Source organism: Parablautia muri, assembly GCF_009917485.1.
Classification (GTDB): Bacteria; Bacillota; Clostridia; order Lachnospirales; family Lachnospiraceae; genus Suilimivivens; species Suilimivivens muri.
The window spans coordinates 1-10,210 of the sequence record NZ_QZDT01000082.1 but is presented as its reverse complement, the minus strand read 5'-3'; the positions used below and the strand labels follow the sequence as shown (position 1 = coordinate 10,210).

Sequence of the window (10,210 nt, the reverse complement as noted above, 5' to 3'; positions counted from 1 at the left end):
CAGACCTGCAGGGCGGTAAATATCCCGGTCATCGGGATGGGAGGGATTCAGACGGCGGAGGATGCGCTGGAGTTCATCATGGCCGGTGCCGCCGCGGTGGCGGTGGGGACGGCGAATTTCAGGAACCCCTATGCCATGCCGGAGATCATCGGCGGGCTGGAAAAGTACATGGAGGAAAACGGTATCCGGGACTTAAAGGAGATCAGGGGTATCGTCAGTTAGGTTTTTACAGACAGGAAGGAGAGATGGTTTATGCATTACACGGGAACGATATGGAGGCCGCCCTATGAGGCGGGGAGCGCACTGGTACAGGCGATGGCGGGCTGTACCCACCACAAATGCAGGTTCTGCACGCTCTATGAGGACGTGCCGTTTAAGTTCCGTATGTCGCCTTTATCCGAAGTGGAGGCGGACTTAAAGGAGATCAGCCGTTACTACCGGAACGCAAAGAGGGTATTCTTTGCCGGGGCGAACCCTTTTGTATTAAGTTTTGACAAGCTGAAAACGCTGGCGGAACTGGTGCGGAAATATTACCCAAAAGTGCAGTCCATCGGCTGTTTCGCCCGCATCACGGACATCACGCCGAAGACCACGGAGCAGCTACGGTGTTGTTCGGCGAATTATCTGCACCTGGATTCTTCACATTAAATGCGCCTGTTTTCCGGATGGTTTGGATAAACATTCAAAATTTCTGAATCTGTTTGTGCAGCTTATTTAAGCTCAGTATTGTATAAACAATTCCAGCCAGTTTCCTTTTTCCGGTGCCTGCCGCATGGGAAAAAAGAAACGGCATCTGAATTGTCAGTACAATTTAAAATACCCATGAACAGATGTTTCGTAATAATTGCGCATCTTCCGGGTACAATTCAGGAAAACAGGGCATTCCCTGTACTCTGGGATCCCCTGCTTTCATCAGTTGATACTGAATTGTCTGTTGTATGTCGACTATTCGCAAAACGTTGGATTTGCGAATGCTTACCCAAGCTGGACATCATTGATTGCCTGCATGGCGGTCTCACCAGTTACTGTATGAAGCTCCTTGGAGTCAGCAATGAGCAGGCAGGCATCGCAGATACGGTTGATGACGCGTGGCGTACCGTTGGCAGAGTTAAGGACTGCCTCAAGGGCATTTTCCTCAAAGACCGTCTGCCTGCATCCTGCGCCTTTTAGTTTTTCCGTGACATAAATGCGCCCTTCCTCCTTTGAGAGGCCCTCCATGTTGTAATTCATGACAAGCCTCTGGCGGAGCGGTTCATGCGCATTCAGGCGCAGGGTATTGTTTAACTGGGGCTGTCCGGCAAGGAGGATAACAGCCCGATCCCTGGAATCCATCTCAAAGTTGAACAGTATCTTCAAGTCGCTTAAAACGGCTCCGTTCATGTGGTTGGCCTCATCGATGATGATGACCGGGGTGATCCTTTTTTCAAGGGCAAGATAGTTGACCGAGTCCTGTATGAGCTTAAAGTTGTCTGTCTTTCGGGATGCAGGTTCCGCCCCGAAGGAGGAAGCCAGAAGGCGGTAGAATTCCTGTACGGTGAGGGTGGAAAGGCTTGAATAGACCACCTTATAGCGTGAAGGGTTCAGGGAAGCGGCAAAAGAACGAAGTGCCGTTGTCTTGCCGAGTCCCGGGGAGCCGGTCAGGAGGCCGAAGCCTTTGGTCTCCACAAGATAATTCAGGCGGAAACGCACCTCGTGGGATTCCTCATTCTCCACGAGGATCTCTTTGGAATTCTTTAGGAACGGGTTGAATTCCAGACCGAAACGTGCAATGTAATCCATCATTCATCACCTCTGCAAAGATAAGTCTTATTTCTTTTGATCATGGAGTTATCGTGTTTGTGCAGGAGCTTTACAGGCGTAAGGGAGGCGTCCTGCTCCACAACAAATATCTCTTTCAGATCGGGGGAATAGCGGAGCCGGATGCGTCTTTTTGCAAAACGGTAATCGACTTCGTACTCCGTATGGTCAATAACGATGACGCTGTCTGCGGAAACTGTTCTTTCAATTTCCAGAAGGAAAGCGCGCTCGATCCGTGCATCATCCAGCCGGCGGATATGATCAGGTTCGGAGAAGAAACGGTCCACCGGGGATTTTCCGCCGAGGGAGGAATGGGGCGCCTGATTGTAAGCATTGACAAATGCGTACAGGGAGGTGCGCAGTTCGTCAAGGGAATGGAAGGTGCGCATGTCAAGGGAAGCCATCCACTGGTCCTTCATGGTGCGGAACCATCGTTCGATCTTTGCCTTTGCAGTGGGTGTGTAAGGCTGGCAGTAATTAAGTGTGGAGCCGATCCTTGCGCAGAGAAGCTCCATCTGCCTGTTCTTATAGGAACTGCCGTTGTCAAAGTTGAATGTCTTTGGCCTGCCGTATTTGGAGACGGCAGAGCGCATGACGGACATGAGGTTCACAAAGTTGTCCTGGAAAAAGATGTCAATGCCGGTGATAAAACGGCTTGCGTCATCGATCAGCGCAATGATGTAAACTTTCTTTTTTCCGTTTTCCGTGATCATCCTCGGGCCAACGCTGGAATCGCCGCACCAGACCTCATTGATATGGGGGCGTTCATAGCGGCGCATATCCTTATTGTTCGTCATCCTGTTTTCAGCCATGAGCTGGTTCACGAAACGGCTGACGGAGGATTCGGAAACGGAAGTTTTTGAGATGAGGCCGTTATCAAGGAGCGAGCGGTAGATCATGGAGGCAGGCATTCTGGGATAGCTTTCCTTTATGTGGCGGATAAATTTCTGGCATTCATCATCCAGGCAGCGGCTCCTGCCGGAGTCAGAACGGCTTTTTGGCATGAGTGCGTCAAACCCGTTTTTTAAATAAGAGCGGTACCATCTTTCGATGGAAGCGGCGGAAAAATGTTTTGAGGAGCCGTCCGGAGCCGGATAAGACTTCCCGGCCGCCTCCCTGTAATAATCGTCAAGACTCTGGAAATCATCCTTCGTGCCGCTTATCAAAGGGGCAATGGCCCCGTAGCGCATCAGGGCGAGAGCGTGTTTTTCATCCTGTGTCATGTATAAGAACCTCCTTAAAAAAGTGTATGGACATAGTATAAGGGAAGGAAAGCAGGCTGTCGTGTAAGGTTATGTGGTCAGTGGGAATAAGATATTCGGGGTGCGTTTAACCTGCATGAACTGGCGGCAGTAGGAGAAAAAACAGCGGGAAACGAGTTCCTTTAAGGGACAGATGGGAATGCCGCAGGAAAGAAGACGCTGCTTCCAGTGGCGCAGGTAGGAGCGCATGATATATTTGACGTTATTCTCATCGATACAGGGAATGCGGTCCAAAAGGGAACGGAGAGCTGTCTTGTCTGGGAAAAGATGGATGATATCCGCCTGGTCGGGAGCGGATACCTGTGAATAAGGGACGATGAGGGAAGGGAGGAGTGCATGTGTCCTGCGGCATTCATGGCAGCGGAGACGGCAGATGCGCAGGCGGATGATGCCGTCAGGGGTCTTCAGGCCACGCAGGTAATAGCCATGGACAGAGAGGCAGGCGGAATGGCCGCATGTACATGTGAGCTGGTGGAACTGGATGGAGGAAAGGATGTCATTGTAAACGTTTTGATTCAAAGGGTTGCAGTTTTCAATGGATAAGGTTATCATAAGAGTGTAATAAGGCGGCGTAAGCCGCGTTCAAACGATGGCAGGAGCTTAACTTTGGTCGGTTGGGGTTCCTGCTTTTTTTATCGGGTTACGAAAGTATGATAACACAGAAAACGCAGATGTAAAGAAAGTGATGGATTGTCCGTCAGGCTGGATGCATCCATAGATTCAACTAATTTGGGTAAAAATGGTGATTTGGGATGTAGATAATCTAAAGAATAATACCTGCTTCGGCAGGGCATTTTTTTATTCCCACTATACCCAAATGGGCGGTTTTATGCTAAAATATCAAGGGAGTAAATTCTTTGAATTACTTATTTTGAATAAAGCATGTTATGAATTAAAGATACTTGCTGTTCTGTATTTCATAATATTGAATGAAAAACAAAGCTGATTGATTGGAAAAGGGTGTAGTGGTAAGTATATGACAGAAGATCAATTCAAAATCGAACCACAATATGGTCCAAGTCATAATTTTTTGGTATATTGTAATGATGTATTAGTGAGCTTTCTAAAGTATGCAGATCGCGAGAAGTTGTCCTCTGTAAAGATAAATTTTAAGAATAAGGAAGATGAACATAGCTTTGCTGATTTAAAAGAAGGTAGCGATATTTTTGATTGGATGGAAGTTCATGGCTATAATGATGAAATGTATGAATTAGAATATCGGCATACATTCTTTTCGTTGGTGGCCGATTTCTGTCATTATATGTTGGAATCATTTGAATGCGCTGCGAAAAAGAAGGTTGCTGTTGCGTATGCATTATTAAGGAAACCGTTGCGCGATAATTTGTACTATATTGAATGGTTGGCAGCAGAAAGAGAAGATTTGTTGGATAAACTAGCAAAGGGTAAGGCAGAAGATTTAGTAATAAACAAATCCAGCGCAAAAAAATATATTGAGAAAGTTGAAAAGATTTACGGTATTGCTCATCAGGATGGATTTTTTAATTTTCGGTACGATAAGAGTGATAGAATGAGTTTGGAGAAAATATGGAATAAAGCTAATCATGTAATAACAACTCATTCCTATACAAAATCAGCACAAGGAGAATTAAATTTTGTCTTTTTAGATGAGGAACGGATTGATGAGTTTACGAGATATTATTATTGCGTTGTTCCGTTGGTAATGTCATACGCTGTAGATTTGATCGTGGCAATGTTTGAACGGATTATAAATGTAAATCCAATGACCAATGTTATAAACAGGGTATTAAAACTGGCAAGGCAAGCATGTACAGCGGATGGGAAATTCTTTCAAGATGCACTTAATATATTGGAAGTGGATGAAATACCCTTTTTCTGTCCTCATTGCGGAAATGAAATACATATGAATTTAGATATTCTGTTTGAATTGATGAATAATATATTTAAATGTGGGGAATGTGGATTCAAAATAGAATCATCGAACTATATATTTGATTATGAGGAAGAAACAGATATAGTAGAAGGCTAGAACTATAACTTAAGTTTATTTTAATATGAGTTTATCAAAATCCAACAGTAGTAAAAACCCCCAATTCCTACTACGTTTTTACTACGATTGACGGAATCAATATGCCCCGTTTTGCCCCGATTTGCCATTTTCGTTACATTTTTCACAATCTCCACGAAAAAAACAAACCTCGCAAATCGCACCAAAATACGGCAAATCGGGGCATTTTAGGAGGAAAATTTATTATGATAAAAATACTTTTCGTCTGCCACGGCAGGAGTGACCGTTTTTGCTGAAAGTATGATGTTTACAAGGTTTTTGGTGATACAATCAAAGAATTTAGACCAAAAATAGACCAATTAGACAAGAGGGATCTGTATGATATTTGAATATTTGCATAGGCACATATGCTGATAGGAATATGAGTATGTGTGTCTATTTTTATGTTCAAATTTATTAGTACATAAATGTAGAAATAAGTTTATGAGAGAATAATTAAGCTGATAGATACAAAAATGTACATAACATGAAAAGTATATTTCATTGACAAAACAGGAGGATTTTAATGTTAAAGATTTCAGATTTAGAAGAGAAAAAATTGATCGTTGCTTATTCTATGGCAAGAACCAGTAAACACATTGGACTTGAAAATGTTTGGAGACAATGGTGTATATGGTGGCGAGATGATTTTTCAGTTAATGGTGGAGCATTGAGAATGTATGACCATAAATTTGTAAAATCCAAAACAAAAGCAAGGGAGAGGGTAAAAGCAGGAGAAAACAATATACAGGATTTTAAAGAATATGATGATTTCCTTGTAGAATTATGTGTATGGTTTGAAGAAAATTATGATAAGACCATATCAAAAAAATGCAATATAGAAATTCTTAAAGATAAACTGCTGAAATATAAAGCTACTTGCGGTAACAATATCAGTATTCTTTTTAAGAAAAGTGGATTGAAAGAACAAGGGTACAGATTACAGAATCAGACTTCTAAGAAGCATCCACTTCTTTTAGGCAAGTATCTTATCTTTCATAAAGATAAATATGGTATTCAGGAATGTGTGGCACAGGGAACATATGAGCAAATGGTAAATTGGATTAATAACAAGATAGAGGTAAAGAACGAAAATGAATGAGAAGATTATTAGACCTGGATTAATAAAGCGTGTGGTAGATTTATTGAAATGTAGAAATAAGAAGTATACACAGGAAGATGTTGAAAATATTGTGTCTACTTTTTGGGATGTTATTATTGATGCGCTTTCAAATGGCGATTCTGTAAATCTCAATGGTTATGCAACGATAGGAACAAAGTATATGGCGGAGCGAAAGTCAAGAAATGTAGCTGAAAATAGAGAAATGATTGTTCCAGAACATTATCGAGTGTACTTTAAAGCTGGTTCAAAGTTAAATCAGGCAGCAAAGGCTTTTACAAAAAAGCAGTTAGGGGTGAAAAATGAGTAACGAATTACATAAAAAGGATATTATAGATAAAATATCAGAGAAATTGATTAATGAAAAGATTGCCATAGGTGGAAATGGCAAGAAGTATAAAAGAAAATATCATCTAAAATACACACAGAAAATTATTGCAAACGTATTAGACGCTTTCTGGAATGTGGTATATGAATCTATAGAGAATGGTGATTCGATTAAGATAAACAATTATATCAAGATGGAACCAAAATACTATAAAGCAGTCAAATTAAATGCAAATGGATTCAACAATATAAAAGAGAATATTGTACCAGCACGATATAGAATCAAATTTACAATGGGAGAACGTCTGAAAGAAGCGTGTAGGAGATTGTCACAAAAGAAATGTAATGATTCTGCTATGGATTGATAAGTTGCAAAGTTATGGAGGGAATAAATCATATGAAAGAAATTAAGAATTTACAGGAAAAGAGACTGATTATAGCAAGACATATCATGCTGGATCAGATTGAGCCTACGGATGAAAACATTATCAATGCGTGGTGCAATCCGTTTTCCGCTGATAAATATAAGTTGGAACATACAGAGGATACAGATTTATTTAACTGGATGCGCAAATTTATTAGTAATAATGATGTGAAATCCTGTAAAGAACAGTTGGCACGATTGCGGAGAAAAGGCGAAAGAAATCTAAAATCGAAAGGTGAACGTGTTGGATATGGTGCGAAATTGGTAAAAGAACCTAAAGACACATTGGCAATATACAATATATTTACAAAAGGTAAGAAGTATTCTGGTAACTATACCGCTTTATGCTTGCGGATGGGAAGATTACCAAAGAAAGATTGAAGGTGATACATAGATGAATTGCGCTGAATGCGGTTTTATGAAAAAGTATGATTACGGTAAGAAAATTTATTATTGTGACCATCCAGACAGAATTGACGATATGGGGAAATTAGGTGTGGATCATCCACCAAAGACAAGCCCTGAGTGGTGTCCATTGAGAGATAAGTAAATGAATAATATGACTGCTGTCTCATGGCGATAAATTCTGCTGTGAAAACATAGCTCAGTAAGTATAAGATAATTGCCATTACAGAGCAACCAAAATAAACTGTAAATCTGAAATTCAAGAAAATCTGATAACTATCAACTGTTTCACTGTGCAAGTCGGCACAATGAGATTCCAATAAATGATGATGAAAATTGAATATTGAAAGATATAAATGATATAAAAGACCGCACTGTTTTTAGTGTGGTCTTTTTGTGATGCAAAAAAATCAAAAACTTAACATTTCTGAAATTTTACTAATCAAGTTAGACATACGAAAAATTTTGTTAAATCTAAATATTTCTTGAATTTCTGGTAATCTAGGAGGTTCAATGGGTAATGACATAAAATGTATGTACTTTAACCACAGATTCAAAGACAAGCCACAAGGTAAACAGTGTGGATGGGTACAGAAAAGTTTGACACAAGTAAATATTACGATTGAAAATTTGGCAGATGCTTTAGTTCATGGGGCATCATTCAAGCCAGGAGTATTAGCAGGAGGGAATAAAGCTGAAAACTGGATAGAACAACAATTATTTGGGCTTGATTTTGATGATGGCATAAGGATAGAAGAAGCCTATAACAAAGTGATTTCTCTAGGTATTACACCATGTTTTATGTATACGACATTTAGCCACAAAGAAGAACATCATAAATTCCGCATGATATTCTGTAATGATGCTGTAATTACAGACGGAAATATAAGGGACAAGTTACAGGCTACACTTATGGGAATTATCGGCGGTATTGATGAAGTATGTTTTAACCGTGACAGATTATTTTTCGGCGGTAAAGGGCATACAGTATTATATCCTGATTATGATACAAGGATAAATGCTGAATCCATTATAGAAAAATACTGGAATGATGAATTTGAACAGTATATATCCAATGCAAAGCCAAAATCAAAGAAGAAAAAGGATAGCACTGCTGCTGGTATCAAAAATAAAGGTATTGATACTGCAAAAGAGCGTCCTACATATGAAAATTTGAATGTAAAAGCAATCAAAGAACATGATATTGAGTATTTACGCAAGGTATTAGCGCATGATCCGATAGAATTTGAGAATAAAAATGAGTTTTGGGATTATATCTATTCTGAATTGGATATAGCGGAACTGATTGACATAGACGATCCGAGGTCATTTTGTTGTGTGTTGCATGATGACCACAATCCATCTGCAAACATCTTCACTACACAAAATGGCATACAGAAATATAGATGTTGTTCTGAAAATCTTACACTAAATATTAAGCAGTTAATTGAATTGTTGGGCGATTTCAAGTCTGAATACAAAGCAATCCAATTTATCATGAATATCTATAACCTATCCATCAAAGAATCCCAATGGAGTATAGAACAGAGAGAAAATATTGACCTTATGATAAGCAATATCACGCTAAATAAGTTTAAAGAATTGTGTCCACAAGCTGATAAAAATATCAAGTATGCGAAAGATACATTCCTTATGATGCTTTCTATTGCAAGGAATAATATTTATAGTGAGAAATTTTCCAATAATGACGGTGAAATTGTTTTCTATGTGACAAATAAGAAACTATCTGAATACTTGGGAAAGAGCAATAGTCAAAAGAAGATTGATAAGGTCAGTAAATATGTAAAAATGCTTGTATATCATGATCTGATTAGGATTCTGGATAATGACCAGATACCAAAGGAATTATTGAAAAATGCTTTAAAATATACGAATGGTAATAAAAATCGTGCTAATTTCTATGCTATTCCATCATGGGTAATTCAGCAGTTAAACACTATTGAGAATAATGGTGTCAGGTGGAAGGAAAAAGGCTACAGGATTGCCGGAGTATCATTTGATATGTTCTACCGTTCTGAAGGATTTGATGTGGCAGCTTCCATATATCCGCAGTATAAGAAAAAGAAGAATGAGTATGGTGAGATTGTAGACCGTTCTACCACTAAAGCCAGTGATGAGCGTACTTTGAAGATTTCCGAGATTATATTACAGTGTATCCAGCGAAAAGGATATTGTACCGAGAAAGAAGTTGTCTATATTCTTGGCAATAAATATAGATATGAAGTCACTGAAACACAGATAAAACGTTGTTTGAATGAGATTATGGACTTATACGGACTGAAAAAGGTCAAAGCAAATAAAGCATTGAAGGAGCAGTATCATATTAAATCAAATGGTTATCCCAATATCATTATTGAAGATGTTGCTTAATGGGTGGATAGGGGAGGTAAAAGGGTAGGGTAGTAACTGATATATATCTATATTACTACCCACCCCTTTTACCCTATTGGCTGTCAATAGTAAATTTTTAAAAGATAAATGAAAACATATTACAACTAAATATAAATGGTATAGAGGAAATACTGAATATGCCAGCAGAGGGTGAGGTTCATTTGAACCTAGCAAACGGCAAAATCCCTTGTGGGATATTTTGCGTTACTGGAAAAGATTTAGAGTTTATTAATATAGATAGTATGTTTGATAATGATAAAATGGTTATATAGATATGCTATGTGTAAGGAATGTGCTTATGGGATATGCCATAGGAATACGAAAATTTTTGTACCCCTCTGAAAATATAGCAGGTGCGTCAGATTAGACGCTGCATATAATAGCGGTTAGCGTCCAAATGGACGCAGAGCATAAATATTCCACTGGTATTTAATAGG

General features: G+C 39.5%; 12 protein-coding genes and 1 pseudogene. 10 read left to right on the top strand and 3 right to left on the bottom strand.

Annotated features, from left to right (window positions below):
- Together D5281_RS22965 and D5281_RS22960 are read left to right on the top strand one after the other, a co-directional pair.
- Nucleotides 1–222 (top strand): HisA/HisF-related TIM barrel protein (locus tag D5281_RS22965; protein ID WP_277935570.1); only part of this gene is annotated, 222 nt, incomplete at its 5' end.
- A 30-nt stretch (nucleotides 223–252) separates the two neighbouring features.
- Nucleotides 253–606 (top strand): annotated as a pseudogene (locus D5281_RS22960) (radical SAM protein); the annotation flags it as partial.
- A gap of 369 nt (nucleotides 607–975) precedes the next feature.
- On the opposite strand, the gene D5281_RS22955 reads toward D5281_RS22960, so the two are convergent.
- From D5281_RS22955 to D5281_RS27285, 3 genes are all read right to left on the bottom strand, one after another.
- A complete protein-coding gene (locus D5281_RS22955; RefSeq protein ID WP_330585272.1) occupies nucleotides 976–1,713 on the bottom strand; it encodes an ExeA family protein in 738 nt (245 codons plus the stop codon).
- A 65-nt stretch (nucleotides 1,714–1,778) separates the two neighbouring features.
- Nucleotides 1,779–3,020, bottom strand: a complete 1,242-nt coding sequence (locus D5281_RS22950) for a DDE-type integrase/transposase/recombinase (RefSeq protein WP_160562250.1) — start codon at nucleotides 3,018–3,020, stop codon at nucleotides 1,779–1,781.
- 69 nt (nucleotides 3,021–3,089) lie between these two features.
- Nucleotides 3,090–3,467, bottom strand: a complete 378-nt coding sequence (locus tag D5281_RS27285) for a DUF6431 domain-containing protein (protein WP_408637310.1) — start codon at nucleotides 3,465–3,467, stop codon at nucleotides 3,090–3,092.
- Here D5281_RS27285 and D5281_RS22940 point away from each other — a divergent pair.
- The 8 genes from D5281_RS22940 to D5281_RS22910 all read left to right on the top strand — a co-directional run bounded on the left by D5281_RS22940 (nucleotide 3,396) and on the right by D5281_RS22910 (nucleotide 9,752).
- Nucleotides 3,396–3,602, top strand: coding sequence for a hypothetical protein (locus D5281_RS22940; RefSeq protein WP_160562248.1), 207 nt, complete (start codon nucleotides 3,396–3,398; stop codon nucleotides 3,600–3,602). The two genes, D5281_RS27285 and D5281_RS22940, sit on opposite strands and share 72 nt — an antisense overlap.
- Before the next feature lie 433 nt (nucleotides 3,603–4,035).
- Entirely contained in the window at nucleotides 4,036–5,067 is a 1,032-nt protein-coding gene (locus D5281_RS22935; RefSeq protein WP_160562247.1) for a hypothetical protein, read from the top strand.
- Between the two features lie 544 nt (nucleotides 5,068–5,611).
- Complete coding sequence (locus D5281_RS22930; protein ID WP_160562246.1) at nucleotides 5,612–6,187, top strand: hypothetical protein; 576 nt, start codon at nucleotides 5,612–5,614, stop codon at nucleotides 6,185–6,187.
- Nucleotides 6,180–6,515: an HU family DNA-binding protein gene (locus D5281_RS22925; RefSeq protein WP_160562245.1), complete on the top strand. Its 336-nt coding sequence runs from the start codon at nucleotides 6,180–6,182 to the stop codon at nucleotides 6,513–6,515. The genes D5281_RS22930 and D5281_RS22925 overlap by 8 nt, the downstream gene beginning before the upstream one ends.
- A complete protein-coding gene (locus tag D5281_RS22920; protein WP_160562244.1) occupies nucleotides 6,508–6,897 on the top strand; it encodes an HU family DNA-binding protein in 390 nt (129 codons plus the stop codon). Before D5281_RS22925 ends, D5281_RS22920 begins: the two co-directional genes overlap by 8 nt.
- A 32-nt stretch (nucleotides 6,898–6,929) precedes the next feature.
- Nucleotides 6,930–7,337 (top strand): hypothetical protein, encoded by a 408-nt coding sequence (locus D5281_RS22915; RefSeq protein ID WP_160562243.1) that lies wholly within the window; start codon nucleotides 6,930–6,932, stop codon nucleotides 7,335–7,337.
- Between the two features lie 13 nt (nucleotides 7,338–7,350).
- A complete protein-coding gene (locus D5281_RS26205) occupies nucleotides 7,351–7,506 on the top strand; it encodes a hypothetical protein (RefSeq protein ID WP_277935569.1) in 156 nt (51 codons plus the stop codon).
- Nucleotides 7,507–7,874: 368 nt separating this feature from the next.
- On the top strand, nucleotides 7,875–9,752 hold the full coding sequence (locus D5281_RS22910) for a hypothetical protein (RefSeq protein WP_160562242.1): 1,878 nt from the start codon (nucleotides 7,875–7,877) through the stop codon (nucleotides 9,750–9,752).
- Nucleotides 9,753–10,210: the final 458 nt, after the last annotated feature.

Excerpts from the sequence above, each read along its gene's own strand:
- D5281_RS22950 (WP_160562250.1), bottom strand. The coding sequence starts at position 3,020 with ATGACACAGGATGAAAAACACGCTCTCGCCCTGATGCGCTACGGGGCC.
- D5281_RS22940 (WP_160562248.1), top strand. The coding sequence starts at position 3,396 with ATGTGTCCTGCGGCATTCATGGCAGCGGAGACGGCAGATGCGCAGGCG.
- D5281_RS22935 (WP_160562247.1), top strand. The coding sequence starts at position 4,036 with ATGACAGAAGATCAATTCAAAATCGAACCACAATATGGTCCAAGTCAT.
- D5281_RS22930 (WP_160562246.1), top strand. The coding sequence starts at position 5,612 with ATGTTAAAGATTTCAGATTTAGAAGAGAAAAAATTGATCGTTGCTTAT.
- D5281_RS22925 (WP_160562245.1), top strand. The coding sequence starts at position 6,180 with ATGAATGAGAAGATTATTAGACCTGGATTAATAAAGCGTGTGGTAGAT.
- D5281_RS22920 (WP_160562244.1), top strand. The coding sequence starts at position 6,508 with ATGAGTAACGAATTACATAAAAAGGATATTATAGATAAAATATCAGAG.
- D5281_RS22915 (WP_160562243.1), top strand. The coding sequence starts at position 6,930 with ATGAAAGAAATTAAGAATTTACAGGAAAAGAGACTGATTATAGCAAGA.
- D5281_RS26205 (WP_277935569.1), top strand. The coding sequence starts at position 7,351 with ATGAATTGCGCTGAATGCGGTTTTATGAAAAAGTATGATTACGGTAAG.
- D5281_RS22910 (WP_160562242.1), top strand. The coding sequence starts at position 7,875 with ATGGGTAATGACATAAAATGTATGTACTTTAACCACAGATTCAAAGAC.